This window comes from Grimontia marina, from assembly GCF_900060185.1.
GTDB classification, from domain to species: domain Bacteria; phylum Pseudomonadota; class Gammaproteobacteria; order Enterobacterales; family Vibrionaceae; genus Enterovibrio; species Enterovibrio marinus.
This window is the reverse complement of the sequence record NZ_FIZY01000284.1, coordinates 1-532: the sequence shown is the minus strand read 5'-3', so window position 1 is coordinate 532 and position 532 is coordinate 1. Positions and strand designations below refer to the sequence as shown.

Genomic DNA, 532 nt, shown 5'->3' with positions numbered 1-532 from the left:
GAACACTTTTGAGATCTTGAATGCCGAGTTCTGCGCAATCTTCCGCCCCTTCTTGAGCACTGAACATGGCCTCTTTCCCGCCGGCAATCAAACCAATCACCATCTGATCGCTAACCCCAAGTGTTGGAGGGCACTCAGACGCATCAAGAACGCCTAATCGGCCACTGGTTCCTGCACCGATATAGATTAATCGACCACCATGTTTGAAGGCATAGGTAATTCGATCCACGGCTAAGGCGATCTCCGGAAGGACTTTTTCGACGGCCAGCGGAACGTGTTTATCTTGTTGATTGAGCCGTTCTACAATTTCTTGTGCTGATAGTAGGTCAATATCCATTGTGTCAGGGTTGCGACCTTCGGAAGTAAGGTGAGAAAGCGCAGAGAGCAGCGCGTCATTAGTCATACCATTCCTTACTTATTAATGAGTAAAATAGACCACACCCAACGAAGCGAGAGCGCTTGCTCCGGTTACTTCTGGTAGATTGCTGGGTAAATTATGCAGACGACGTTGAGCAAGCCAAGCAAAAGCCAT

Annotated in this window: 1 protein-coding gene and 1 pseudogene; both read right to left on the bottom strand. The window is 48.5% G+C overall.

What is annotated here, in order from left to right:
* Window positions 1–403 (bottom strand): annotated as a pseudogene (murQ, locus tag GMA8713_RS26440) (N-acetylmuramic acid 6-phosphate etherase); the annotation flags it as partial.
* A gap of 15 nt (window positions 404–418) precedes the next feature.
* On the bottom strand, window positions 419–532 hold a 114-nt coding region (locus tag GMA8713_RS27205; protein ID WP_198159623.1), incomplete at its 5' end, for an anhydro-N-acetylmuramic acid kinase.